Here is a 25901-nt window from a genome sequence, read left to right as displayed (position 1 = left end):
TCGGCGCCCAGGCCGGTGAGGCGCGGTTGCGCAAGGTGTTTACCGAGGCTGGGTTCAAGCATTTCCGCCGGGCGACGGAAACGCCGTTTAACTTGATTCTGGAAGCGCGTAAATAATTGTGGGAGCAAGGCTTGCCCGCGATGGCGTCCTTGAGATCGCCATCGCGGGCAAGCCTTGCTCCTACAGGGGGATCGGCAAATGCTACCCTGCAAACACTCAAGGCCTTCCGGAGTGTTGAACATGCTCGACAGCCCCATCCGCGAACAACTCGACCGACTTCAGCAGTTGATGGCCGACCAGCCGTTCGCGGTGCTGACCGGCGCCGGCATCAGTACACCGTCGGGCATCCCGGATTACCGCGACAACCAGGGCGTACGCCGGGGCCGGCAACCGATGATGTACCAGGAATTCCTCGCAGCCCCCGAATCCCGGCGCCGTTACTGGGCGCGGGCGATGCTCGGTTGGCCGCGGGTGCGTCTGGCCAGTCCGAACGGGGCCCATGAGGCGCTGGCCAGTCTGCAGAGCGCACGGCAGATCGGCGGGCTGATCACCCAGAACGTCGACACCTTGCACGACCAGGCCGGCAGCCACGACGTCATCGAACTCCACGGCAGCCTGCACCGCGTGCTGTGCCTGGACTGCGGCCAGCGCAGCGAACGGGATGCGATCCAGCAGTTGATGGAAGCACAAAACCCGTACCTGGCCGGGGTCGATGCGGTGCAGGCGCCGGATGGCGACACCCTGCTCGACCCGGCGTTTGAAGCGCGGTTTCAAGTGCCGCACTGCCCCCATTGCGGCGAAGAGCGGATGAAACCGGACGTGGTGTTTTTTGGCGAGAACGTCGCGCAGGTCACGGCGGCCAAGGCCATGGCGGCGGTTGAGAAAGCGGCGGGGTTGTTGGTGGTGGGGTCGTCGTTGATGGCGTATTCGGCGTTTCGGTTGTGTCGGGCGGTGGTCGATCAGGGGAAGCCGTTGATTGCGATCAATCTGGGCAAGACGCGGGCGGATGACATTTTGCAGATGAAGATTGAAGGTTCCTGCGAACAACTCCTCCCCCTGCTGACACAACGCCTCAATCGTTGATACCGTTAGCAGGGTGTCAAGCTCAAGATCCACCCCTCACCCCAGCCCTCTCCCCAGTGGGGAGAGGGGGAAAGGGAGCAGACCGCATGCTTTTCAAATCGGGTGTTCGACTCGGTTTTTCAGGTCGATGTAGCTCCAAGAACACCCCGGTCAGTACCCTCGCCCCTCTGGGGAGAGGGGGAAAGGGAGCAGACCGCATGCTTTTCAAATCGGGTGTTCGACTCGGTTTTTCAGGTCGATGTAGCTCCAAGAACACCCCGGTCAGTCCCCTCGCCCCTCTGGGGAGAGGGTTAGGGTGAGGGGTGGTTCCAACTGCCTACCCCAATCTTTCTCCTTGAAAATCGATCGTTCCCACGCTCTGCGTGGGAATGCCTCTAGGGACGCTCCGCGTCCAGTGACGCGGAGCGTCACGGGCTGCATTCCCACGCGGAGCGTAGGAACGATCAGTTGAGACGCTGGCCCAGGTTGGCTTCCTTGAAAATATCAAACAACGCCTGCGCCGCCGCCGACAGTTCATGCCCCGGTTTGGTCAGCACGCCAATCGCCCGTTCCACCACCGGGTCGCGCAAGGTAATGCAGTGCGCGCCCACTTCCTGCATCTGCCGCACGCACAACGCCGGCACCGCGCTCACGCCCAGACCGCTGGCCACCATTCGTCCGACCGTCGCCAGTTGATGGCTTTCAAACTCCACCGGCAGTTTCATACCGCGCGCCTGCAAATGCTCTTCCAGCATCACCCGCACCGTGGACGGCCGTTGCAAAGTGATGAACGGCTCCTTCAATAAGGTCTGCCAGTCGATATCGTCGAGTTTCGCCAGCGCTGAATCATGGGGCACCACCGCGACAAAACGGTCGATGTACAACGGCGTAAACTCCAGCGACGTGCTGTGGGCCGGTTCAAACGACACGCCGAGTTCGACCTGGCGGTCGCGGACCATTTCCAGTACCTGCTCGTTGATCACGTCGTTCACCGTGACGTTGACCTTCGGGTAGCGGGCGCGGAAAGTCTTGAGGATCGGCGGCAGCAGATTGCCGGCGAACGACGGCATCGCCGCGACGGTTACGCGTCCGCGTTGCAGGGTGAAGCGCTGGCGCAGTTCGTCTTCGGCGTTGTCCCAATCGGCGATCAGCCGACGGGCCAGCGGCACCAGGGATTCACCTTCCGGCGTCAGCGCCACGTTGCGCGTGTTGCGGCTGAACAGGCGCCCGCCCAGGCCTTCTTCCAGGGCCTTGATGGTCAGGCTTAGCGCCGATTGCGACAGGTGCAAACGCTCGCAGGCCACGGCGAAACTCAGGCTTTGGGCCACGGCCAGGAAGGCGCGGATCTGCTTGACGGTCATCTCGCTTCGCTCCAGTTGTAAGCTGTAGGAGCAAAGCTTGCTCGCGATGGCGATTTCAAGGACGCCATCGCGGGCAAGCCATGCTCCTACAAAGAAGATTGATTGGTGAGTTTTATCTATCAATCAACCTTAAAAATCAACTTAACAAATGAATACGCCAGCGCGACACTCATTCCCACTACGGCTAGCCAGCCGCCCATAAAGAATAAAAGAGGTGCATATGGCAGGTTTCGACAAGCGCGTGAGTTCCTACGAGGAAGCCCTTGCAGGTCTTGAAGACGGCATGACCGTGATCGCTGGCGGCTTCGGCCTGTGCGGGATCCCGGAAAACCTCATCGCCGAGATCAAGCGCAAAGGCACCCGCGACCTCACCGTGGTTTCCAACAATTGCGGCGTCGACGGTTTCGGCCTCGGCGTGCTGTTGGTAGACCGGCAGATTCGCAAGGTGGTGGCCTCCTACGTCGGCGAGAACAAGCTGTTCGAAGAGCAACTGCTCAGCGGCGTCATCGAAGTCGACCTGACCCCCCAAGGCACCCTCGCCGAAAAAATGCGCGCGGGCGGCGCCGGTATCCCGGCCTTCTTTACCGCCACCGGCGTCGGCACTCCGGTAGCCGAAGGCAAGGAAGTGCGCGAATTCAAGGGTCGCAAGTACTTGATGGAAGAGTCCATCACCGGTGACTTCGCGATCGTCAAAGGCTGGAAAGCCGACCATTTCGGCAACGTCATCTATCGCCACACCGCCCAGAACTTCAATCCGCTGGCCGCCACCGCCGGCAAGATCACCGTGGTCGAAGTCGAAGAAATCGTCGAACCCGGCGAGCTGGACCCGTCGCAGATCCACACCCCTGGCATCTACGTCGACCGGATCATTTGCGGCACGTTCGAGAAGCGCATCGAACAGCGCACCGTGCGTAAGTGATCCCCTGCCCCCGGACCGAATGAAGGAATAACAACAATGGCACTTTCCCGCGAACAAATGGCTCAACGCGTCGCCCGCGAAATGCAGGACGGCTACTACGTGAACCTGGGCATCGGCATTCCGACCCTGGTCGCCAATTACATCCCTGAAGGCATGGAAGTCATGCTGCAGTCGGAAAACGGCCTGCTCGGCATGGGTCCTTTTCCTACGGAAGAAACCATCGATGCCGACATGATCAACGCCGGCAAACAAACCGTGACCGCACGGATCGGCGCTTCGATCTTTTCCTCGGCCGAGTCCTTCGCGATGATTCGCGGTGGCCATGTCGACCTGACGGTGCTCGGCGCGTTTGAAGTGGACGTCGAAGGCAACATCGCCTCGTGGATGATCCCCGGCAAACTGGTCAAGGGCATGGGCGGCGCCATGGACCTGGTGGCCGGCGCAGACAACATCATCGTGATCATGACCCACGCGTCCAAGGACGGTGAGTCCAAGCTATTGGCCAAATGCAGCCTGCCGCTGACCGGCGCCGGGTGCATCAAGCGTGTACTGACCGACCTCGCCTATCTGGAAATCAAGGACGGCGCGTTCATTCTCAAAGAACGTGCGCCTGGCGTGAGCGTCGAAGAAATTGTCGCCAAGACCGCCGGTAAACTGATCGTGCCGGATCACGTTCCGGAAATGCAGTTCGCTGCCCAGTGAGGAATCATTCCATGCAAGACGTCGTTATTGTTGCCGCCACCCGTACCGCGATTGGCAGTTTCCAGGGTGCATTGGCCGGTGTGTCCGCCGTTGACCTGGGCGCTGCGGTGATCCGTCAGTTGCTGGCGCAAACCGGGCTCGACCCGGCGCAAGTCGATGAAGTGATCATGGGCCAAGTGCTGACCGCTGGTGCCGGGCAGAACCCTGCACGCCAGTCGGCGATCAAGGCTGGGCTGCCGTTCAGCGTGCCGGCCATGACGTTGAACAAGGTCTGCGGTTCGGGCTTGAAAGCCCTGCACCTGGCGACCCAGGCGATTCGCTGCGGCGATGCCGAGGTGATTATTGCCGGTGGCCAGGAAAACATGAGCCTGTCCAACTACGTGATGCCGGGCGCGCGCACCGGTCTGCGCATGGGTCACGCGCAAATCGTCGACACCATGATCAGCGACGGCCTGTGGGATGCGTTCAACGATTACCACATGGGCATCACCGCCGAGAACCTGGCTGAGAAGTACAGCCTGACTCGCGAACAACAGGATGCCTTTGCCGCCGCCTCCCAGCAGAAAGCCACGGCCGCCATCGAAGCCGGGCGTTTTGTCGATGAAATCACGCCGATCCTGATCCCCCAGCGCAAGGGCGATCCACTGTCCTTCGCCACCGACGAACAGCCACGGGCCGGCACCACCGCTGAGTCCCTGGGCAAACTGAAACCGGCCTTCAAAAAGGACGGTTCGGTGACGGCCGGCAACGCATCTTCGCTGAACGACGGCGCGGCTGCGGTGATCCTGATGAGCGCCGACAAAGCCAAGGCCCTGGGCCTGACGGTTTTGGCAACAATCGCTGCTTATGCCAACGCAGGCGTTGATCCGGCGATCATGGGCATCGGCCCGGTATCCGCCACTCGCCGCTGCCTGTCCAAGGCTGGCTGGTCCATCGACCAACTGGACCTGATCGAAGCCAACGAAGCCTTCGCCGCGCAATCGCTGGCAGTGGCCAAGGACCTGGAATGGGACCTGGACAAGGTCAACGTCAACGGCGGCGCCATCGCCCTCGGCCACCCGATCGGTGCTTCGGGCTGCCGAGTGCTGGTGACCCTGCTGCACGAAATGATCAAGCGCGACGCCAAAAAAGGCCTCGCCACCCTGTGCATCGGTGGTGGTCAAGGCGTGGCACTGGCGATCGAACGGGCTTAACCCCACACGATCGTTCCCACGCTCTGCGTGGGAATGCAGCCCGGGACGCTCCGCGTCCCAAAGCGGACGCAGCGCGTCCGGTGAGGCATTCCCACGCAGAGCGTGGGAACGATCAACGATCAAGCGTTCAACAGATAGCGCGGGGACCCACGAATATCCGTTCGCTGTCTGGCACAACACCCGGTGCGATTCACATCGCACCGGGTTCTTTTTGCGTGGCCCGTTAGCCAAACTTCACCAGATTCAAAACCGGCAGCGGCCCACCCGGGAACTGTGCCAGCCGTGCGCCAACGCTCAGCGCCCCAAGATCAATCCCGAAGAACCCCAAGCGCTCGATCAACTCAGCCACTTGAGCTTTCGCCTCAGCATCATCCCCCGACAAAAACAACACCCGCTTGCCCCCCTCTGCCGCCGGATCGCTCTCCAGCAACCGCGCCGCCAGATGATTGAACGCCTTCACCACCCGCGCCCCTGGCACCCACTCAGCGAAAACTTCGCTGGAGGTACGACCCTGCAAATCCACAGCCTTGAACGCTGGCGCTTCAATCGAGTTGTTGGCATCGATAACGATCCGCCCGCCAAAGTCCGGCAGATCCGCCAACGCCGTCGGCAATTTCGACCAGTTGACCGCGACCAGCACAATGTCCTGCGCCGCCGCTTCTTCGCGGGTGCCGGCACGGGCGGTTGGCCCGAGTTCCTGCACCAGCGCCGCCAGGGTTTGCGGCCCGCGACTGTTGGCGATGACCAATTTAATTCCCTGACGGGACAGGGCCCGGGCGAAGGCTGAGCCGATGGCGCCAGCGCCGATGATTCCGATAGTGCTCATGGATGTTCACTCCAAGTGGGTTGTCGTTGGAGTGAATACTGCACTTGCCATTAGCGCTTGATTAGCCGGTAATGATTTGAATGATCTTCAAGCATTACTAGCAGGTGCCTGCCATGGAAACCCTCGCCAATCTCGAATCCTTTGTGCGCAGCGCCGAAACCGGCAGCTTTTCCGCCGCGGCAAGATTGCTGGCGCTGACACCCGCCGCCGTCAGCCGCAACGTGGCGATGCTGGAGCGCAACATGGGTGTGCGGCTGTTCCAGCGCTCGACCCGCAAGCTGTCCCTGACCGAAGCCGGGGAAGGTTTTCTGGCGAGTATCGGCGGCAATCTGGAGGCGTTGCAGGCAGCGATCAGTGCCGTGAGCAGTGATCGCGGCGAGCCGGCGGGGCTGCTCAAGGTCAGCCTGGCGCCGACGTTTGGCATCGGGCATGTGTTGCCGCTGCTGCCAGCGTTTCTGGCACGTTATCCGTTGATTCGGCCGGAGTGGCATTTCGAAAATCGTCAGGTGGACCTGATTGCCGAAGGTTATGACGCGGCCATTGGCGGCGGCTTTGAACTGACGCCTGGGGTTATCTCGCGCAGGTTGGCGGCGGCGGATATCGTCACCGTTGCCTCACCGGCCTACCTGGCCGGACGCGCCCTGCCCGCCACCCCGGCGGACTTGCTCGGACACACCGGTATCGTGATGCGCGGCATTCGTACCGGGCGGATTCGTCAGTGGGTGATGCGCGATGAGGCGGGCCAGGAAGCGAACGCCGTCCTGAATGAAAACATCATCCTCAATGACCCGGCGGCCATGCGCGAGGCTGCCTTGTTGGGGCTGGGCGTGACGCTGCTGGTGCTGCCCGATGTGGTCACGCAGATCCAGCGCGGTGAATTGGTGCGCCTGTTACCCGACTGGCACGCCGATGCAGGGCCAATCTCGCTGTACTACCCAAGCCGCACCTTGATGCCGGCCAAAACCCGGGTGTTTATCGATTTTGTGATGGCGGCGTTTGGCGGATGACGCGCTCGTTCCCACGCTCCGCGTGGGAATGCAGCCCGGGACGCTCTGCGTCCCACTGGAACGCGGAGCGTCCCTTGAGGCATTCCCACGCAGAGCGTGGGAACGATCGGCGTCAGACCACCAACTGCAAAATCAACCACGCATTCGCCGCGCTGATCACCGTAAACAATCCCCACGCCAGCACCCGCGTCGGCAGCCGATTCACAAACGGCCCCATCAGCTTCTGGTCGTTGGTCATGCTGATCAACGGGTACAACGCAAACGGCAGTTGCAGGCTCAGCACCACCTGACTCAGCACCAACAACTTGCCAATCGCGTTGTCGCCCATCAGCCACACGCCGATGAACGCCGGGATCAACGCCAGTCCACGGGTGATCAAACGCCGTTGATAGCAAGGAATCCGCAGGTTCAGGTAACCCTCCATGATCACCTGACCGGCGATGGTCCCGGTAAAGGTCGAGCTCTGTCCCGAAGCCAGCAGCGCCACACCAAACAGCACGCTGGCCAAGGCCCCGCCCACCAGCGGATCGAGCAGGTGATAGGCGTCCTGGATGTCCACCACGTCGCTGTGCCCGGTACTGTGAAACGCAGCGGCTGCCAGAATCAGGATCGCCGCATTGACCAGCAACGCCAGGGCCAGGGAGCCAATGGTGTCGATGCGCGCCAGTTTCACCGCATCCTGCTTGCTCGCCAGGTCCTTGCCAATCATCCGGGTTTGCACGATCGAGGTGTGCAAGTACAAGTTATGCGGCATCACCGTGGCCCCGAGAATGCCGATGGCAATGTACAGCGGCGCGGCATCGCCAATGGCCGACAGTGACGGGGTAAAGCCACGGGCAACGTCCGGCCAGTAGGGTTTGATCAGCAGCAATTCGACGAAGAAACACGCGCCGATGGTGCCGACCAGCACCAGCATGATCGCCTCAAGACGACGGAAGCCCCGGTTTTGCAAGGCCAGCACCAGCAACGTGTCGAACGCGGTCAGCGCAATGCCGAAGGTCAGCGAGCAACCCAGCAGCAAATGGAACGCCAGGGCGCAGCCGAGCACTTCGGCCAGATCGGTGGCGATGATCGAGATTTCCGCCAGCACCCATTGGGTCCGTGCAGTGCGGGTGCTGTAGCGCTCCCGGGACAATTGCGCCAGATCACGCCCGGTGGCGATACCCAGGCGCGAACACAGGCACTGCACCACCATCCCGGCCAGGCTCGCCAGCAACACGACAAACAGCAAGCTGTAGCCAAACCGCGAACCGGCCTCGATGGCGGTGGCCCAGTTGCCGGGGTCCATGTAGCCGATCGACACCAGCAAACCGGGGCCGGCAAAACGCAGCAGGCGCTTGAAAAACGACGCGCCCGGATCAACCGCAACACTGCCGGCCACTTCCGGCGGGCAAAACGGCGCCGTGGCGATTTTGGGCAAAAACCTGAAATTCACTCAAACATCCAGAAACAATTGGAAAGGCGCAGCTTAGACGTTTCGACCACCCCCCGGCCATACGCATAACCTGCGTAGGAGCTGCCGAAGGCTGCGATCTTTTGATTTTGCTTTTTAAGATCAAGATCAAAAGATCGCAGCCTTCGGCAGCTCCTACGAGGATTACGATGTCCTCAAGGCTTCGTAGTACCCAGCAACTGCTGGCGCAACTCGGGATTACGGGTGCGCGGGTCGAGCCAGATGTCGAAGAAAGCGCGGGCGAATTGCGGGTCTTTCACTTCGTGTTGCAGTTGTTGACCGACAAAGAATCGCGCGCCCTGCCCCGGCAAATAAACCCCAGTGATACGGGTGCCGGCCTGGACATCGACGAACGACTGCTGCATCTGCGTCTGCCAGCCGGCCAGTTGCTCGGCACTGACCGAGGTGCCGGACAATCGCTTGATTTCATCGACGCTGGCCTTCACCAGATCGTCTCGGGAAATGCTGCGCTGGTAGATCAGCTCCAGGGCAAACGGCTGGTCCGGCGCCAGCGGCCGCGCCACACTCCAGAGCCGGGCGTTGTAGACATCGAAGCCGAATACCCGAAACTCGCCGGCACCCACGATATGCGCACCGGGCAGCGCATCTTGCCAATTGGCCAGCGCGTGAGTGCCGATCAACGCGAGTAACCAGAGGCTGCGACGAAAACGCGATCCTGATCTGTTCATGGCGACTCGATTGACGCTCAATACCTCTTTAAAACCTATACGCAAAATCAAGTTCTGTACAATTTTCAAAAGCGAGGTTTTTTGTATACAAAACCTGTCCATCCCTAGAGCAATCCACCGCGCGCAATGCTAACGTGGCCGCCTCACACAGGTCGGAGGTGCGTGCGTGCTGCTGCTCAAGTTGCTGGTGATTCCGGGATTTCTGCTGCTCATTTCCCTGGCGGGTAAACGTTGGGGGCCTAGCGTGGCCGGGTGGTTGTCGGGGTTGCCGGTGGTGGTCGGGCCGATTCTGTTTTTCCTCGCCATCGAGCAGGGTCTGGTGTTCGCCGCCCAGGCTGCAACGGCGGCCTTATCCGCGATGTTCGCGATGATTGCCTTCTGCGTGACCTACGCCCAAGTGGCGCAACGGGCCGGTTGGCCTTGGGCGCTGGCGGTGTCCATGCTGGTGTGGGCCACGGTAGCCGTCGCGCTCTCGCTGATCCCGCCGTCCCTGACGTTCTCGGTGATCGCCGCTGCGACCGCTCTGCTTGCCGCGCCTTACCTGTTCCCCCAGGTACAGCCGATTGTTTCAGGTCCCAAACCCAAGTCCGACAAACTGCTGCTGCGCATGGTGGCCGGCGCGCTGCTGACGTTGGCCGTCACACTGCTGGCCAGCACCGTGGGCGAACGCTGGAGTGGTTTGCTGGCGGTATTTCCGGTATTGGGTAGCGTGATGGCGGTGTTCTCCCAGCAAACCCGTGGCCCGGCGTTCACCGCAGCGCTGTTGCGCGCCACCGCCACCGGCATGTATTCGTTCGCGGCGTTCTGCCTGGTGCTGGCGCTGACCTTGCCCAGCCTCGGCATGACCGCGTTCGCCCTCGGCATTGCAGTGTCCGTGGGCATGCTCGGGGTGACCCGGCGCTTGCTGGCGAAACCGGCACCGACAAATCGTTCGATTACATCGAACGAGTAGACCAACTAACTTGCACGTCAATCGAACAAGTTGCGCGCCTGTTCAACGAAATCAGCGCCCGCCCGGCGACCCGGCCCGCCCATGGCCTGAAAGAGAAACGGGTGCTCAAGGCTGAATTCGACGAAGAAACCCGGCGTAATCTGTTTCCGCAGAATCAGGTGCAGTAATAGATTCAACAGATGCCCGCATCCTCTGTGGGAGCGAGCTTGCTCGCGAAAGCGGTGTATCAGTCAACGATGATGTCGACTGACACGGCCCCTTCGCGAGCAAGCCCGCTCCCACAGGTTTTGTATTTCTGCAGGTTGGTCGTCGAAACCGGGCTGGATGCCATTCAACCTCCATGGGATGATCGCCCCCTAGCGCGACCATCCCCGGAGAGTTTCAATGTCATTGTTTAGTAAAAAAGCCGTTGTCCTGTTGCTGATGGCGGTTGCCAGCCTGGGGGCGTTGGATGCTTATGCCGCCAAAGCCAAGCCCGGCGACGCCGCGCCGATCAAAGTTTCGATGCTCAGCGGCAAGTTCACCTTCACTCTGCCCAAAGGCTTCGTCGCCAATCCGCTGCCGCCAGGCGCAACCGGGGCGACGGGCACCATGTACGCCAACGAAACCACCAAGACCGTGGTGATCGCCGCTGAAAACAACCTGGCGCCGGGCGTCACCGTCAAAGACAACGACGGCGAGTTCCTCGACAGCACCGCCGCCGACTTCGATGTGGCCGAACACAAGAACCTGCCGGATTTCACCAAGCTCAGCGAAAAAAGCCTGACCATGAAAGGCACCGGCCTGGGCCTGCGCCAAGTGGACAGCACCGCCACCCAAGGCGGCGGCAAGACCCTCAACACCACGCTGATGGCCGGTTCCGGCAACCGGATGGCGGTGATTCAGATCATCTCGCGCCCAAGCGACAAGGATGGCCATGACACGCTGGTCAAACAGATCACCGGCAAGTAAAAACTCAGGGATTGAGCCGTTGTAACCAGGCGTTCAAATCCTGGATTTCGGCGGCGCTGATGCTGTGGCCCAGGCCTTCGTAGGAATGAAACTCAGGCTTGAGTGACAGCTTCTGCAACAGGCTGTTGGCCGCCGTGCCGTCGACCAACGGCAAGCGTTTGTCCTCGGTGCCGTGACCGATGAAAATCGCCAGTGGCTGGCGTTTTTCATCCGGTTTCAGCTCGGCTTTGAGCACAGGCAATATCCGTCCGCTCAACGCGGCAATCCCGCCCACCGCTTCGGGATGACGCAACGCCACCTCGTAGGTCATGATCGCGCCCTGACTGAAGCCCACCAGGAACACCTTGTTGGCGTCGGTGTGATATTTCTTCGCCGCTTGTGCGATGAAATCCAGCAACACCTTGGCGCTGGTCTTCAGGTCATCGGTCTCACCGTTGTAGGCGCCTTCGCCTTTCTTGCGAAACCACTGGTAACTGTCGGCATCCAGGGCCACCGGCGCCTGCACCGACAGGTAGTTGTACTGCGCCGGCAATTCGTCCTTGATCCCGAACAGATCCCGCTCGTTACTGCCATAGCCGTGGAGGAAAATCACCAGAGGCTGGTTGGACGAATCAGGGTTGGCTTGCTCCAGGTATTTGAGCGGCAGATCGGTGTGCAGCGGGGTTTGAGCGTGGGCCGTGGCGGATGCCAGGAGCATGAACAGAGCGAGAAACTTCAGCATAAACCTTCCTTCACAGGGGGCAGGATTCGGGGGTTACCCTAACATTGCCGAGATTTTTGGTGTGGCTGATACCGCCTTCGCGGGCAAGCCTCGCTCCTACAATGTATCCCCCGTAGGAGCGAGGCTTGCCCGCGAAGAGGCCATCACAGCCAACGAATTAATCTGGATCAATCGTTAGTCAACTTCCCAACCCGAAATGGCTCGCGCCCCGCGACTTTCGCCTGCCAAGTCCCCGGCTGGGTGTAGCGCCCACGATCAATCGCAAATAACACACCGCTGGTGCCGGCGCGCACGGTCGTCACTCGGTCACTCAACGGATCGACCACTTCAAACAGTGCATCGCCCTGCTCCACCCACTCGCCCGCCTCGCGCAGGAAGCTGACCACGCCGTGGTGCGGGGCGAACAGGTATTCGGTGCCCGCGAATGGCATGCCTTCGCAGCATTCGCTGGGTGCCGCCGGCCAGGTGCCTTTGATGAAACCCTGTTCGGCGAGAAAGCCCAGAATCGCCTCGCAATGGGCCTGGGCCTGATCGACCCGGGTGTCGCCCATGCTGCCCAGCTCCACGGTCGTTGCCAGGTTCGCCAGCGGAATCGCCGCCTCAGGGAAGGCCTGCGCCAGGCGCAACCACGGCGTCGAACAGGACTCGTCGAACGAACTGCCGCCGGAATCTTCACTCAACAATCCCACGCCCGCCCTCAAGCGCGCGGCCAGGGATTGCCACTGCGGCCACTGTTGCGGCAAGGCGTAAATGTGAATCGCCGCGTCGAAATCGCAATGCAAATCCAGGGTGATGTCGGCATCGCAGGCATGGCGCAACAGCAAGCGGTGCATGGCTTCCAGTTGCGACGCGGGCGCCGGCAAACCCTCGAATACCTGCCCCATGGCTTGGCGAATCAGCGCGATATTGGCCTCGGCATCGTCGCCCAATTGAGCACCGATCAACGCGGCCACCGGCGCGCTCAGTTCGACGAACGCGCGGTTGAAGTTCTTGCCGCTGCCGAGTTCGAAACGCCCCATGTGCGCGCCTTGCAGGTGCTGGTCGAGGCCGATCGGGTTGGCCACCGGCACCAGCTCGATAACGCCTTGCAACTGACCCTGGGCTTCGAGTTCGGTCAGGCGCTGCTTCAGCTCCCATGCCGTGCGCATGCCCGGCAATTCGTCAGCGTGCAGGCTGGCCTGGATGTACACCTTGCGGGTGCCGGCGCCAAAACGAAACACGCTGAGGCTGCGTTCGGTGCCCAAATGGCTCCAGGGCAGCGGGTGGTCGATGCGTTGCATGGGTAACTCCTGAATATCAGGGTAGTGAGGTCCCCTGTGGGAGCGAGCTTGCTCGCGATGAGGCCCTGTCGGTCAACATTGATATTGCCTGACAAACCGCCATCGCGAGCAAGCTCGCTCCCACAGGGGATCTCATTCCAATTGAAAAGGGCACAAAAAAAATGGCCACCGCGTCAACGGTAGCCACTTTTTCATTCGGCTGGATTATTCGCCGTAAACATCAAAATTGAAGTACTTGTCCTGTACTTGCTTGTACTTGCCGTTGGCGCGGATCTCGGTGATGGCGGTGCTGAATTGGTCTGCCAGCGCCTTGTCACCCTTACGCACGGCGATGCCGGCACCGCCGCCGAAGTACTTGGCGTCTTCATAGGTCGGGCCGACGAAAGCGAAACCTTTACCGGCGTCGGTTTTCAGGAAACCGTCGTCCAGGTTGACCGAGTCGGCCAGCATCGCGTCGAGGCGGCCGGAGACCATGTCCAGGTTGGCTTCCTGCTGGGAACCATAACGCACCAGGATAATCCCGGCCGGTTGCAGCACTTCAGTGGCGAAGCGGTCGTGGGTACTGGCGCGCAGAACACCGACTTTCTTGCCCTTGAGCTCGGTCAGCGGATCCTTGACGTCGGTGCCTTCCTTCATCACGAAGCGCGCCGGGGTGTGGTAGTACTTGATGGTGAAGTCGACGTTTTTCTTGCGGTCGTCGGTGATGGTCATGGACGACAGGATCGCGTCGATTTTCTTCACTTTCAGGGCCGGGATCAGGCCGTCGAACTCTTGCTCGACCCACACGCACTTCACTTTCATCTGCTCGCACAGCGCGTCGCCGATATCCACGTCGAAACCGGTGAGTTTGCCGTCAGGGGTTTTCATCGAGAATGGCGGGTAACCGGCTTCGATACCGATGCGAATCGGCTTGGCGTCTTCGGCCACAGCGGTCAGGGACAACATCGACAGTGCCAGGGCACCGAACATCACTAGCTTCTTCATTTATAACTCCTGTGTGCGGAGGCTTTTATTGGCAGCTTTCGATTGGCAGTTTCGGCGGTGCTCTTATTGGAGAACCCCGAAGAGGCCGGCAGTCTAGAGCGGCTACAGGCGGGCAAATTATGTTTAAGCGACAAATACTTATAGAAAAGTAACTGACCGATTGGACTGTTTAAAAGCGTGCGCCATGGCGGTGCAAAGACTGTAGGACAAGTCCTGTTTTCAGATAAAACCTACGGGATTTCGGTGGTAATCCGACTCATAAGTCCTACAGCCAATGACGTCTCGAGGTCACTGGCGATGAAGGCTGTTTTGCGGCACATTGAACGCCACCTGCCGCCCGCAAGAGAACCCCCGATGCCCGAGCTGAACCTGATCCAGCACCACCCCGCCGAAGGTCCCGGTGCCATTGCTGAATGGGCGCAGTTGCGAGGGATCACACTGAACGTCTTTCGTGCCGATCTGGGGCAGTTGCCGACCGTGGGTGCGGGGCCGGTGATTGTGCTGGGTGGGCCTTATGAATCCAACGCCGGGCCCCGGTGGCTGGAAGCTGAGCGCCAGTGGCTGGCGGCCAGCCTGGAGCAAGGCGCGGCGGTGTTCGCCATTTGTCTGGGGGCGCAGCTGCTGGCGTTGAGCCTGGGCGGGAAGGTGCGGCGCATGGCTCGTCCTGAAACCGGCTGGACTCGTGTGAGCTTCGCGGATGGCCAGCAGTTGAACGTGCTGGAATGGCATGAGGACGCGATTGATTTGCCGCCCGACGCGCAGTTACTGGCCAGCAGCGAGGCGTGTGAGCAGCAGATGTATCGGGTTGGGCCGACGCGGGTGGGATTGCAGTTTCACCCGGAGTGGAATGCTGAATCAGTGAAGCTGCTGAACGAGCATTTTGGCGATGAGTCGCCGTTGCCACGGGGGCAGGATGACAGCGCGGCGCATGCGGCGGTGTTTGGCTGGTTGCAAGAGACGCTGGATCATTGGTGGGTAGCGCCAGGCTTTTCGTAGGAGCAAGGCTTGCCCGCGATAGCGATCTCAAGGACGCCATCGCGAGCAAGCTTTGCTCCTACGGGTACGGTGTTGTGTCTATGTCAGCACTCGCAACTGACCACCGCGCCGGCCGGCCGCGCTACCTCGACACTCAATTCAAACCCCTCATCCAGCCACCCCGTCACCCCGCCGATCATCTCCTTGACCGGGTAACCCAGCGCCGCCAGTTTCACCGCAGCCTTGTTCGCGCCGTTGCAGTGCGGGCCGGCGCAATAGACCACGAACACCGTGGACGTGGGATAAACCGCCAACGCATCAGCAGTCATCAGCCGCCCCGGAATATTGATTGCCCCCGGCACATGCCCCCGCTCATAGGCCAGCGGGCCGCGCGTATCCACCAGAATAAAATCCACCTCGCCGGCCTGCTGGCTGCCGTTCACGTCGGAACAATCGGTTTCAAAGGTCAGGCGATTGCTGAAATGCATCAGGGCAATGGCGGACGGGGCTGCAGGAATGGCGCGAACCAGGCTGGTCATGGGTGTAGTCCTAAGTCTCAGTGGGTGTAGGCAGACTTTATCTGTGCGGCACTTGCCGCTACAGTGGCGCACAAGACACTCACCGGGAACTTTCCGCCAAATGCAGCCCAACCCTGGATTAGTCGCGATCCTGGCCTACGACGGCCTGTGTACATTCGAGTTCGGCATCGCCGTGGAGATCTTCGGCCTGGCCCGGCCGGAGTTCGATTTCCCGTGGTATGAACATCAAATCGTCGCCGTGGATGCGGGCCCGATGCGCGCCATGGGCGGCATTCAGGTGCTGGCCGACGGCGGCATGGAATTGCTGGAAAGTGCCCGGACCATCATCGTCCCCGGTTGGCGCGATCGGCAGGCGCCCGTGCCCGAAGCATTGCTCGCCGCGTTGCGTCAGGCCCATGCACGCGGCGCGCGGTTACTCTCGATTTGCTCCGGGGTGTTTGTGCTGGCGGCCACCGGTCTGCTGGACGGCCACCGCGCCACCACCCATTGGCGCTACACCCGCGAACTGGCCGAGCGCTTCCCGAACATTCTGGTGGACCCGGACGTGCTCTACGTTGATTCGGGCCAGTTGATCACCTCGGCCGGCAGCGCTGCGGGCATCGATGCCTGCCTGCATCTGGTGGCGCGGGACTTCGGCACCCAAGTGGCCAACTCGGTGGCGCGGCGACTGGTGATGTCGCCGCAACGCACCGGCGGTCAGGCGCAGTTTATTCCTACACCCGTCAGTCCGACGCCCCGCAGCGATTTGTCTCGTGTCATGCAATGGGCGCGGGAACGCTTGCACGAACCGCTGGAAGTGCGCGACCTGGCCAGCGAGGCGGCGATGAGTGAACGCACCTTCCTGCGCCGCTTCACCGAGGTCAGCGGCCAGTCACCCAAGACCTGGTTGCAGCATCAACGCCTGGCCCGGGCCCGAGAGTTGCTGGAGAGCACGGGCGACAACACCGAGCAGATTGCCGAACGTTGTGGTTATCGGTCGGTGGAGAGTTTTCGGGTGGCGTTTCGCAGCGTGGTCGGGGTGCCTCCGTCGGTGTATCGGGAGCGGTTTGGGCGCGGCGAACAGGCTGTTTTTTGAGGTGTTCTCTCAGGCCTCTTCGCGGGCAAGCCTCGCTCCTACAGGATCACCGCCAACCCGTACGAATGCGTCAGCCCAGACACCGCCAACCCGTAGGAGCGAGGCTTGCCCGCGAAGGCGTCAGCCCAGACACCGTCAACCTCACGGCTTACGCAGCAAATAGGTATCCATAATCCACCCATTTGCCAACCGCGCCGCTTTGCGCACCCGCTCAATCTCATCCGCCACATCCTTGAGCTTGCCCGAGATCAGGATCTCATCCGGCGTGCCCAGGTAGGCCCCCCAGTAAATCTCTGTCTCCTGATCCGCCACGTGATGGTAGGAATCTTCTGCATCAAGCATCACCACCAGACTGTCGGCATCACTCACCTGCCCCGCCGCCAGCCGCCGGCCCGTGGTGATTTCAATCGAGCGGCCGATGCGGTTCAGCGGCACTTTGTGTTGCGCCGCCAACGCCTGGACGCTGGTGATGCCGGGGATCACTTCGAACTCGAACTCACAACGACCCGAGGCCAGAATCGCCTGCAAGATGCGCACGGTGCTGTCGTACAACGCCGGGTCGCCCCACACCAGGAAACCGCCGCATTGGCCGTCGGACATTTCCTCGTTGATCAGGCGTTCGAAGGTGTGCTGCTTGGCGAGGTTCAGATCGTCGACACTGGCCTTGTAGTCCACATCCCCACGTTCCCGCTCAGGACTGTGGGCTTCGACGAAACGGTAATCGTGATCGGTGATGTAGCGTTCGCAGATTTCGCGGCGCAGGTCGATCAGTTTGTCTTTGCTCTGGCCCTTGTCCATGAGGAAAAACACGTCCGCACGATTCAACGCCTTCACCGCCTGCATCGTGACGTAGTCCGGGTTACCGGCGCCAATACCGATGACCAGCAACGTTTTCATCAAAAGCCTCCGTCAGCATCAGTGCTCATCAAGCGTAACCGCCAGCGTCCGGTGAACCGAAGTTCGATGGCCGATAACGGTTCGACGTCGATCAGGTTGAACGCCGTGCTTTGCAGCACATGGGTCAGCACGGCGCGCACAACATAGGGATGGGTAATGGCGATGATGTCGCCCGGCGTCGTCTCCAGTGTCGTCAACCATGCTGCCACACGCTCACCGAGTTGCACCACCGACTCGCCGCCGTGGGGTGCGGAATGCGGGTCTTCGAGCCAGGCGTTCAGCGACTCGGGCTCGGTTTTTTGCAGTTCACTGATGCGCTGACCTTGCCAGCGACCGAAATCGCAATCGCGCAAGGCATCGACAACCTGCGCATCACTGCCGAACAGTTCGGCGGTCTGGCGGGTCCGGGACTCAGGACCACACAACAGGCGTGGCGGAATTTTGGAGGTCCCGCGCCGGGAACACTTGGCCGATTGCCAGACCATTTCCACCGGTTCATCCGTAGGAAAACGCGCCAGTTTTTGTGCGACGGTTCGGGCGTGGCAAATCAGAGTCAATCGGGTCGCCTGCACGGGCAATTACTCTTTTTATTGGGTGGCAAACGGCAACACGCCGCAAACAATTACTCGATTGTGCCGCAAGACGTTCAGGTAAAGCACAAAACCTTGTGGGAGCGGGCTTGCTCGCGAAGGCGGTGAGTCAGACAACATCAACGGTGACTGACACTCCGCCTTCGCGAGCAGGCTCGCTCCCACAGGGATTTCGTCGTACTAAAAGGGCGATCTCCGACACTGAAATGGACAATGTCCTACACACCCAGTCGACATCCGTGTAGCCCTTATTACACGGACATTTCGCCTCATTTGGGGGCTTGCCCTCTGCTAGCAAAAATTCACTAGACATGTAGCGTAAGTTACATAAATACTGTTTTAGCGAATTGTGAAGCAAAATCGACACACCCATCCAGCAGGAGCCCGGATGCCCCCTCTCAGAGACCTGATCACCGATCCCGGCCTGGACCTTACGCCGTCGGAACGCAAAGTCATCCGCGCCTTGCTGGACCAGTACCCGCGTAACGGACTGGGCCCGATGTCGCGTCTGGCCGAACATGCGGGTGTCAGCGATCCGACCATCGTGCGATTGGTGAAAAAACTCGGTTTCGGCGGTTACGCCGAATTCCAGGACGCCCTGCTCAGCGACATGGATCATCGCTTGCGCTCCCCCAGCACCCTGTTGCAACCCCGCTCCCACCTGCAAAAAGACGATCCATGGAGCCATTATCTGGAGCAAACCCACCGCTCCATGGTGGAAACCCAGGCCCTGACGCAACCCGAAGATGTACGAATCCTGGTGGCATGGCTGCTCGACGTGCGCCATCAGGTGCATTGCTTCGGCGGGCGCTTCAGCAGTTTCCTCGCCAACTATTTACTCAACCATTTGCGCCTGCTGCGCCCCGGCTGTTTCGCCCTGGAAGACAACGCCCAGTTGCCAGACCGATTGTTCGACGTGCAGCGCCAGGACGTGGTGCTGGTGTTCGACTATCGCCGCTACCAGTCCCAGGCGCTGCGAGTGGCCAGTGCAGCGAAAAATCGCTATGCACGGGTGGTGTTGTTTACCGACATCTATACCTCGCCATTGCGGGAAATGGCCGACCTGATCATCAGTGCGCCGGTTGAATCCGTCTCGGCGTTCGACACCCTGGTCCCGGCACTGGCCCAGATCGAAGCACTGATCGCTTGCCTGACCGTACGCAGCCCCGAACTGGCCGATCGCCTGGAAGGCATCGATGCCCTGCGCGCCGACTTCGACACCCACCTGCTGGAGGAAAAATAAGGATGTTTACGCTCCCCCACCGCTCGCCACGTGACTTGCCCTTTGTCACCGGCCACACCGCACTGCTGCTGGTCGACATGCAACGGGCCTGGCTCGAACCGCAGTTCGACCCGCACCTCAACGACCCCGATGCCGAGTACTTCCTGACCCGCGCTCACATGCAAGTAGTACCGAATCAGCGACGGTTGCTCAGCGCTTTTCGCAGTGCCCGGCAGAACGTGTTGCACACCCTGATCGAAAGCCTCACTGCCGATGGCCGCGACCGCTCCCTGGACCACAAACTCTCGGACATGCACCTGCCCAAGGGCAGCCCGCAGGCGCGGATCATCGACGACCTGACGCCGACAGAAAACGAAGTCGTGCTGCCCAAGACCTCCTCAGGGGTCTTCAACTCCACCAACATCGACTACGTGCTGCGTAACCTTGAAGTCCGGCATCTGGTGATTGCCGGCGTCGTCACCGACCAGTGCGTAGACATGGCCGTGCGCGATGGCGCCGACCGCGGCTATCTGGTGACACTGGTGGAAGACGCCTGCGCGACCTACACCCCGGAACGCCATCAGGCCTGCCTCAACGCAGTCAAAGGTTACTGCTGGATCGCCGACACTCAAACCGTGCTCGGCCGCTTGCAGGAGATGCAGCCATGAGTGCGCGCCTGTTGCCAGTGCCGATGACCACGATCGTCACCACTGACCTGATCGGCGTGACCCGCGGCCGCTCCTTTCCCACTGACGAACTGGAACACTATCAAGCCGCCGGTTGCGGCTGGGTTCCGGCCAACAGTGCGTTGACCCCGCAAGACGTCATCGCCTCGACCAGTCCGTGGGGCGCCTACGGTGATTTGCGCTTGATTCCGGACTTGAGCAGTCGGGTGACGGTCAACAATGGCCCGGACGCCAGCGCCCCGGCCCTGGATTTCATCCACGGCGACCTCTGCGAAACCGATGGCCGCCCATGGGCGACTTGCCCGCGCACGCTGTTGCGCAACGAAGTGGAGCGTTATCGGGCCGAGCTGGGGGTGCAGGTCAACGCCGCGTTCGAACACGAATTCAACCTGGGCAGCGGCGATGCCGACCGTCGCGCGTTTTCCCTTGAGGCCCAGCGCCAGGGTGCCGAATTCGGCGGCTGGTTGCTCAGCGCCTTGCGTGCGGGCGGCGTGGAGCCCGAGATGTTCCTGCCGGAATACGGCAAGCATCAATACGAAATCACCTGCCGTCCGGCACTCGGTGTCGCCGCGGCAGACCGTGCGGTGAACGTGCGGGAGATCACCCGGGAAATCGCCCGGCAAATGGGCCTGGACCTGAGCTTCGCGCCCAAGACCTCCGAGCACGCGATGTGCAACGGCGTGCATCTGCACATCAGCCTGCAAGACCTGGCCGGGCAACCGCTGCTGTACGACGCGGGCACCACCAATGGTCTGTCGACTCTCGGCCAGCACTGGGCCGCCGGGATCCTGCATTACTTGCCGGCACTCTGCGCCATTACCGCGCCGACGCCCGTGTCCTACCAGCGTTTGCTGCCCCATCACTGGAGCGCCTCTTACGCCTGCCTCGGACAGCGCAACCGCGAAGCGGCGCTGCGGATCTGCCCGACAGTGAGCCTGGGCAGCAAATCCGTGGCGGCACAATACAACCTGGAATTCCGCGCCATGGACGCCACCGCCTCGCCGCATCTGGCCATGGCCGCACTGCTGATCGCCGGGCGACTGGGCATCGAGCAACGCCTGGCGCTGAACGCGATCACCGATGAAATCCCTGATGCCCTGAACGAAGAACAACGTCAGGCTCGCGGCATTGTTGCCCTGCCCGCTTCACTGCCCCAGGCCCTGGACTGCCTGCGCAACAGCGAGGCGCTGATCGAAGCCTTGCCCCAGGCACTGCTCGACTCTTATTTCGCCCTGAAAACCGAGGAACTGACGCTGACGGAACAGCTCTCGCCCGCCGAACTTTGTGAGCACTATGCCCGTTTGTACTGATTCCGTTGAACTGGGGCTGTATACCGAGCCCCCGTACACCCTGAGCCGGGAGGCCTCCGAGCACCCGTTGATTCTGGTGTGCGAACACGCCAGCCGTTTTATCCCGCCGGCGTTGAATGACCTGGGCCTGGACTTTGAGGCCGCCCGCGAACACATCGCCTGGGACATCGGCGCCCTGGCGCTGGCCCAGCGTTTGTCCGAAATCCTCGGTGTAACCCTGTTGGCGGCCAATTATTCGCGACTGCTGATCGACCTCAATCGACCGCGCCATGCCCCGGACAGTATTCCGGGCCAGAGCGAGATCTATCAGGTGCCGGGCAACCAGCATCTGGATGAAGCCACTCGGGAGCATCGTCGGCAGGCGCTGTTCAAGCCGTTTCACACGCGTTTGCAAACCTTGATCGATGAACGTGTTGCCCGAGGACAAGCGGTCCGCGTCGTGGGCATTCACAGTTTCACCCCGATTTATTACGGTCAGCCCCGGCCACTGGAAGCCGGAGTGCTGTTCGGCGAAGCCCGGCAATACGCCCAACGGGTAATAGACGGACTGAGCCGGCATCCGCTTAAAGTGGCCGGCAATCAGCCGTACAAGATTGACCCGCTCGGGGACATGACCGTGCCGGTACACGGCGATGCCCGTGGGCTGGAGTCGGTGTTGATCGAGGTGCGCAACGATCTGCTGCGCACACCCGAAGCGATTGAACGCTGGGCCGGCTACCTCGCCCCGTTGCTGTAGGAAAAAACTGAAACGCTGTGGTTGCACCGCTATAAAAACCAGAAAACCGACCGATGAGATGGCAAGGAGAGTGGCTTCATGGAAATAGAAGAATTCGGCTACAAGCAGGAGTTGAAACGTAGCCTGACACTGACGGATCTGGTGGTGTACGGGATGATTTTCATGATCCCCATCGCCCCGTTCGGCGTGTATGGCTACGTCAACGCCGAGGCACCGGGAATGGTGCCGCTGGCCTACATCATCGGCATGGTGGCGATGCTGTTTACCGCCCTGAGCTACGGCAGCATGGCCCGGGCCTTTCCGATTGCAGGTTCGGTTTATTCCTACGCTCAACGGGGTTTGAATCAACATGTCGGATTTATCGCCGGTTGGCTGATGCTGCTCGATTACCTATTGATCCCGCCGCTGCTGTACGTCTACGCAGCCATGGCGCTGAATCACCTGTACCCGGACATCCCGAAAGTCGGTTTCATCCTGGCGTTCCTGGTCAGCGCGACTTTCGTCAACCTGCGCGGCATCACCTTCACCGCGCGGATGAACATTGTGTTTCTGCTGGCGCAACTGGTGGTGCTGGGGATTTTCCTGTTCTACGCCTGGAATGCCCTGCACAGCGGCGGCGGTCACGGTGAACTGACCCTGGCGCCGTTGTACAACCCGGAAACCTTCAACTTCGCCCTGCTGATGCAAGCCGTGTCGATTGCGGTGTTGTCGTTCCTCGGCTTTGACGCGATTTCCACCCTGGCCGAAGAGATCAAGGGCGACCCGGGCCGCAGCGTCGGCAAGGCTGCGTTGATTACCCTGGTGGTGATGGGCGTGATCTTCGTCGTGCAAACCTGGATTGCCACCGACCTGGCCGCCGGCATGGGCTTCAAGTCCGCCGACACGGCGTTCTATGAAATTGCTGAAATCGCCGCCGGCAGCTGGCTGGCGACCCTCACTGGCGTGGCCACGGCATTGGCTTGGGGCGTGGCGGTGGCGATCACCTCGCAAGCGGCGGTGTCGCGACTGCTGTTCGGCATGGCGCGGGACGGCAAACTGCCGAAAGCGCTGGCCAAGGTCCATCCGAAACACAACACGCCTTACATCAGCATTTACCTGGTGGCGGTGTTGTCGCTGGTGATCTGCTACCTGTTCATCAACTCCGTGGACACCCTCACCTCCCTGGTGAACTTCGGCGCCTTGAGCGGTTTCATGCTGCTGCACCTGACCGTGATCAACTACTACTGGCGCCGGCAGAAATCCGGCCAGGTGATCCGTCACCTGCTGTGCCCGGTGGTCGGCTTCATCATCGTCGCCGCCATCATGTACAACATGGGCGTCGATGCACAGAAACTCGGTCTGATCTGGATTGCCCTGGGTCTGGTCTACCTGTTCTTCCTGAATAAGCTGGGCGCCAGCACGACGCTGCCCGACCCGAGCAACGTCTGACAAGAAAAAGGGCGGCGTCTGACAACAGTTCAGGCGACCGCCGCTTCCGCGCGTGGAAACCGACAGTGATAGTCAGGTTCGACGGCAAACCGCCGAACCCTTTGATACAGGAGTGCAGCCATGCTGGTCTTACGCCCAGTCGAGTTAACTGACCTGCCCCAGTTGCAACAACTGGCCCGTGACAGCCTGGTGGGCGTCACGTCCCTGCCGGATGACAGCGAACGCCTGCGCGAGAAAATTCTCGACTCCTGCGACTCGTTCGGCAAAGACGTTGAGGGCAATGGCCCGGAAAACTACTTTTTCGTCCTCGAAGACCTGACCACCCAGCGTTTGACCGGGTGCTCGGAAGTCCTCGCCACCGCCGGTTTCAGCGAGCCGTTCTACAGCCTGCGCAACCGCCACTTCACCAGCGCCTCCCGAGAACTGAACATCGAGCACGGCGTGCCGGCGCTGTCTTTGTGTCACGACCTCAGCGGCCACACCTTGCTGCGTGGCTTCCACATCGATGCCGAACTGGCGCGTACCCCGTTTTCCGAGCTGCTGTCACGGGCACGGCTGTTGTTCATCGCGGCGCACACGGCGCGTTTTTCCGATTCGGTGATCACCGAAATCGTCGGCTATAGCGACGAGCAAGGCCAGTCACCGTTCTGGGATGCCTTGGGCAAACACTTTTTCGACCTGCCTTACGTCGAGGCCGAAAGGCTCTGTGGTCTGGAAAGCCGGGCCTTTCTGGCCGAATTGATGCCGCAATACCCAATCTACGTACCGATGCTGCCCCAGGCCGCACAGGATTGCATCGGGCGGATCCATCCCGACGGCCAGGAAGCGTTCGACATCCTGGAACGCGAAGGGTTTGAAACCAACAGCTACATCGACCTGTTCGACGGCGGCCCGACGCTGTATGCGCGCACCGCCAACATTCGCTCCATCGCCCGCAGCCACACTGGCGCCGCGCAAGTTGTCGAGTCGATCGATGCCCGTGGCAGCTATCTGGTGAGCAATGATTCGCTGAAGGACTACCGGGCCATCGTTGCCGAACTGGCCTACACCGTCGGACAACCGGTGGGCCTGAGCGCCGAGATGTGCGCCGCCCTGAACGTGACCGACGGCAGCCCGATCCGGTTGATCACCCTGTGAGCATCACCTGGCCCCGTGCCCAACGACAGCGCCCGAGCACGCGCGCAATAGGAGTTGCATCATGATTGTCCGTCCGGTTCACGTCAGCGACCTGCCCGCCCTGCTGGCGCTGGTGCAAGAGGCCGGCCCCGGGTTCACCACCCTGCCGGCCAACGAGGAACGCCTGGGCCACCGTGTGCGCTGGTCCCAGCGGACCTTCGCCGAACAGGTCGAGCGTGCCGACGCCGATTACCTGTTTGTGTTGGAAGACGACGATCAGCGTGTGGTCGGGGTGAGTGCCCTGACGGGTGCCGTCGGTATGCGTGAACCCTGGTACAACTACCGGGTCGGGCTGACGGTCAGTTCGTCGCCGGACCTGGGCATCCAGAAACAGATTCCGACCTTGTTTCTGAACAACGAAATGACCGGCCAATCGGAACTTTGCTCGCTGTTCCTGCACCCCGAGCAGCGCTACGACAACAACGGTCGATTGCTGTCCCTGGGGCGACTGCTGTTCGTCGCCGAGTTCCCGCAACTGTTCGGTGAAAAACTCATCGCCGAACTGCGCGGCAGTGCCGACGAACAAGGCTGTTCGCCGTTCTGGGAGAGCCTGGGTCGGCACTTTTTCCAGATGGATTTCAGCTACGCCGATCATTTGTCGGGGCTGGGTCATAAATCCTTCATCGCCGAACTGATGCCCCGCCAACCGCTGTACACCTGCCTGCTCACCGAACAGGCCCAGGCCGCAATCGGCAAAGCGCACCCGAACACGCAACCGGCGCTGAAAATCCTCAACGCCGAGGGTTTTACCCACAAGGACTACATCGACATCTTCGACGGCGGGCCGGTGATCGAAGCCCAGGTCTCGAAAATCCGCAGCGTGCGCGACAGCCAGCCGCTGGTGCTGGGCATCGGCACCCCGGATGACCAGGCCCCGGTGTGGCTGATCCACAACCGACGCATGGAAAATTGCCGCATTACCACCGCCAAGGCGCGCTTGGTGGGCAACAGCCTGATCGTCGACCGCCTCACCGCCAAACGCCTGCAATTGCAACCGGGGAACTCGGTTCGGGCCGTGCCGCTGTTGAATCAGGAGCAACAGGCTGTGGCGGCCTGAGCGGATCTTGAGACCTCCCCACACCCTGTGGCGAGGGGGCTCGCCCCCCGTTTAGCTGCGTAGCGGCGCCAAAACCTGCCACCTCGTTCTTCAGTCATATCGCATTCACC

General features: G+C 61.1%; 26 protein-coding genes and 2 pseudogenes. 18 read left to right on the top strand and 10 right to left on the bottom strand.

What is annotated here, in order from left to right:
* Nucleotides 1-116, top strand: a pseudogene (locus BK667_RS09060) (SAM-dependent methyltransferase); the annotation flags it as partial.
* A gap of 124 nt (nt 117-240) precedes the next feature.
* Nucleotides 241-1083, top strand: coding sequence for an NAD-dependent protein deacetylase (locus tag BK667_RS09055; RefSeq protein WP_123597400.1), 843 nt, complete (start codon nt 241-243; stop codon nt 1081-1083).
* 443 nt (nt 1084-1526) lie between these two features.
* Here BK667_RS09055 and BK667_RS09050 read toward each other — a convergent pair whose 3' ends face one another.
* Nucleotides 1527-2423, bottom strand: a complete 897-nt coding sequence (locus BK667_RS09050; protein WP_123597399.1) for a LysR family transcriptional regulator — start codon at nt 2421-2423, stop codon at nt 1527-1529.
* A gap of 220 nt (nt 2424-2643) precedes the next feature.
* On the opposite strand from BK667_RS09050, the gene BK667_RS09045 reads away from it, so the two are divergent.
* From BK667_RS09045 to BK667_RS09035, 3 genes are read left to right on the top strand one after another with little or no spacing between them, the layout of a single operon-like run.
* The gene (locus BK667_RS09045; protein ID WP_123513530.1) at nt 2644-3342 is read left to right on the top strand and encodes a CoA transferase subunit A; all 699 of its coding nucleotides are present in this window, start codon (nt 2644-2646) and stop codon (nt 3340-3342) included.
* Between the two features lie 36 nt (nt 3343-3378).
* A complete protein-coding gene (locus BK667_RS09040) occupies nt 3379-4044 on the top strand; it encodes a CoA transferase subunit B (protein ID WP_123513528.1) in 666 nt (221 codons plus the stop codon).
* Nucleotides 4045-4055: 11 nt separating this feature from the next.
* On the top strand, nt 4056-5237 hold the full coding sequence (locus BK667_RS09035) for an acetyl-CoA C-acetyltransferase (protein WP_123597398.1): 1182 nt from the start codon (nt 4056-4058) through the stop codon (nt 5235-5237).
* A gap of 223 nt (nt 5238-5460) precedes the next feature.
* Here the strand turns inward: BK667_RS09035 and BK667_RS09030 are convergent, their stop codons facing one another.
* Complete coding sequence (locus BK667_RS09030) at nt 5461-6063, bottom strand: NADPH-dependent F420 reductase (RefSeq protein ID WP_123597397.1); 603 nt, start codon at nt 6061-6063, stop codon at nt 5461-5463.
* 113 nt (nt 6064-6176) lie between these two features.
* On the opposite strand from BK667_RS09030, the gene BK667_RS09025 reads away from it, so the two are divergent.
* Complete coding sequence (locus BK667_RS09025; protein ID WP_123597396.1) at nt 6177-7070, top strand: LysR family transcriptional regulator; 894 nt, start codon at nt 6177-6179, stop codon at nt 7068-7070.
* 112 nt (nt 7071-7182) lie between these two features.
* On the opposite strand, the gene BK667_RS09020 is transcribed toward BK667_RS09025, so the two are convergent.
* Both BK667_RS09020 and BK667_RS09010 read right to left on the bottom strand, forming a co-directional pair.
* A complete protein-coding gene (locus tag BK667_RS09020) occupies nt 7183-8505 on the bottom strand; it encodes an Nramp family divalent metal transporter (protein ID WP_123597395.1) in 1323 nt (440 codons plus the stop codon).
* A gap of 173 nt (nt 8506-8678) precedes the next feature.
* Nucleotides 8679-9212, bottom strand: coding sequence for a chalcone isomerase family protein (locus BK667_RS09010; RefSeq protein ID WP_123513515.1), 534 nt, complete (start codon nt 9210-9212; stop codon nt 8679-8681).
* 166 nt (nt 9213-9378) lie between these two features.
* Here BK667_RS09010 and BK667_RS09005 point away from each other — a divergent pair, with 166 nt between their 5' ends.
* The 3 genes and pseudogenes from BK667_RS09005 (at nt 9379) to BK667_RS08990 (ending at nt 11115) form a co-directional block, all read left to right on the top strand.
* Entirely contained in the window at nt 9379-10164 is a 786-nt protein-coding gene (locus tag BK667_RS09005; protein WP_123513513.1) for a hypothetical protein, read from the top strand.
* A 29-nt stretch (nt 10165-10193) separates the two neighbouring features.
* Nucleotides 10194-10331: pseudogene (locus BK667_RS33825) on the top strand (glutathione S-transferase family protein); the annotation flags it as partial.
* Between the two features lie 217 nt (nt 10332-10548).
* Nucleotides 10549-11115, top strand: a complete 567-nt coding sequence (locus BK667_RS08990; protein WP_123597393.1) for a DcrB/PsbP domain-containing protein — start codon at nt 10549-10551, stop codon at nt 11113-11115.
* A 4-nt stretch (nt 11116-11119) separates the two neighbouring features.
* Here BK667_RS08990 and BK667_RS08985 read toward each other — a convergent pair whose 3' ends face one another.
* The 3 genes from BK667_RS08985 to aotJ all read right to left on the bottom strand — a co-directional run bounded on the left by BK667_RS08985 (nt 11120) and on the right by aotJ (nt 14100).
* Nucleotides 11120-11836 (bottom strand): alpha/beta hydrolase, encoded by a 717-nt coding sequence (locus tag BK667_RS08985; protein ID WP_123597392.1) that lies wholly within the window; start codon nt 11834-11836, stop codon nt 11120-11122.
* Nucleotides 11837-12003: 167 nt separating this feature from the next.
* Nucleotides 12004-13116 (bottom strand): M14 family metallopeptidase, encoded by a 1113-nt coding sequence (locus tag BK667_RS08980; RefSeq protein ID WP_123597391.1) that lies wholly within the window; start codon nt 13114-13116, stop codon nt 12004-12006.
* Between the two features lie 204 nt (nt 13117-13320).
* Nucleotides 13321-14100 carry an L-arginine-binding protein AotJ gene (gene aotJ, locus BK667_RS08975; protein ID WP_123513505.1) on the bottom strand — a complete coding sequence of 260 codons (780 nt, stop codon included), beginning with the start codon at nt 14098-14100 and terminating at the stop codon, nt 13321-13323.
* A 354-nt stretch (nt 14101-14454) separates the two neighbouring features.
* Here aotJ and BK667_RS08970 point away from each other — a divergent pair, with 354 nt between their 5' ends.
* Entirely contained in the window at nt 14455-15096 is a 642-nt protein-coding gene (locus tag BK667_RS08970) for a type 1 glutamine amidotransferase (protein WP_123597390.1), read from the top strand.
* Nucleotides 15097-15179: 83 nt separating this feature from the next.
* Here the strand turns inward: BK667_RS08970 and BK667_RS08965 are convergent, their stop codons facing one another.
* The gene (locus tag BK667_RS08965; protein ID WP_123597389.1) at nt 15180-15614 is read right to left on the bottom strand and encodes a rhodanese-like domain-containing protein; all 435 of its coding nucleotides are present in this window, start codon (nt 15612-15614) and stop codon (nt 15180-15182) included.
* Between the two features lie 100 nt (nt 15615-15714).
* On the opposite strand from BK667_RS08965, the gene ftrA reads away from it, so the two are divergent.
* Nucleotides 15715-16689 carry a transcriptional regulator FtrA gene (gene ftrA, locus BK667_RS08960; RefSeq protein WP_123597388.1) on the top strand — a complete coding sequence of 325 codons (975 nt, stop codon included), beginning with the start codon at nt 15715-15717 and terminating at the stop codon, nt 16687-16689.
* A gap of 141 nt (nt 16690-16830) precedes the next feature.
* Here ftrA and cobF read toward each other — a convergent pair whose 3' ends face one another.
* Both cobF and BK667_RS08950 read right to left on the bottom strand, forming a co-directional pair.
* On the bottom strand, nt 16831-17586 hold the full coding sequence (cobF, locus tag BK667_RS08955) for a precorrin-6A synthase (deacetylating) (protein WP_123597387.1): 756 nt from the start codon (nt 17584-17586) through the stop codon (nt 16831-16833).
* Nucleotides 17586-18158 carry a histidine phosphatase family protein gene (locus BK667_RS08950; protein ID WP_123597386.1) on the bottom strand — a complete coding sequence of 191 codons (573 nt, stop codon included), beginning with the start codon at nt 18156-18158 and terminating at the stop codon, nt 17586-17588. Before BK667_RS08950 ends, cobF begins: the two co-directional genes overlap by 1 nt.
* A 406-nt stretch (nt 18159-18564) precedes the next feature.
* Here BK667_RS08950 and BK667_RS08940 point away from each other — a divergent pair, with 406 nt between their 5' ends.
* The 7 genes from BK667_RS08940 to BK667_RS08910 all read left to right on the top strand — a co-directional run bounded on the left by BK667_RS08940 (nt 18565) and on the right by BK667_RS08910 (nt 25791).
* On the top strand, nt 18565-19419 hold the full coding sequence (locus BK667_RS08940; RefSeq protein WP_123513491.1) for a MurR/RpiR family transcriptional regulator: 855 nt from the start codon (nt 18565-18567) through the stop codon (nt 19417-19419).
* Between the two features lie 2 nt (nt 19420-19421).
* Nucleotides 19422-20066 carry a cysteine hydrolase family protein gene (locus tag BK667_RS08935; protein WP_123513489.1) on the top strand — a complete coding sequence of 215 codons (645 nt, stop codon included), beginning with the start codon at nt 19422-19424 and terminating at the stop codon, nt 20064-20066.
* Nucleotides 20063-21394 (top strand): type I glutamate--ammonia ligase, encoded by a 1332-nt coding sequence (locus BK667_RS08930; protein WP_123597385.1) that lies wholly within the window; start codon nt 20063-20065, stop codon nt 21392-21394. The genes BK667_RS08935 and BK667_RS08930 overlap by 4 nt, the downstream gene beginning before the upstream one ends.
* Nucleotides 21378-22130: an N-formylglutamate amidohydrolase gene (locus BK667_RS08925; protein ID WP_123513485.1), complete on the top strand. Its 753-nt coding sequence runs from the start codon at nt 21378-21380 to the stop codon at nt 22128-22130. Before BK667_RS08930 ends, BK667_RS08925 begins: the two co-directional genes overlap by 17 nt.
* A 78-nt stretch (nt 22131-22208) precedes the next feature.
* Entirely contained in the window at nt 22209-23558 is a 1350-nt protein-coding gene (locus BK667_RS08920; RefSeq protein WP_123513484.1) for an APC family permease, read from the top strand.
* Nucleotides 23559-23678: 120 nt separating this feature from the next.
* Nucleotides 23679-24695: an arginine N-succinyltransferase gene (astA, locus tag BK667_RS08915; protein ID WP_123597384.1), complete on the top strand. Its 1017-nt coding sequence runs from the start codon at nt 23679-23681 to the stop codon at nt 24693-24695.
* A 61-nt stretch (nt 24696-24756) separates the two neighbouring features.
* Nucleotides 24757-25791, top strand: a complete 1035-nt coding sequence (locus BK667_RS08910; protein ID WP_123597383.1) for an arginine N-succinyltransferase subunit beta — start codon at nt 24757-24759, stop codon at nt 25789-25791.
* The last annotated feature ends 110 nt before the right edge of the window (nt 25792-25901 follow it).

Origin of the sequence: Pseudomonas frederiksbergensis (assembly GCF_003732705.1) — a bacterium.
Classification (GTDB): domain Bacteria; phylum Pseudomonadota; class Gammaproteobacteria; order Pseudomonadales; family Pseudomonadaceae; genus Aquipseudomonas; species Aquipseudomonas frederiksbergensis_F.
This window is presented reverse-complemented; position numbering and strand designations above follow the sequence as displayed.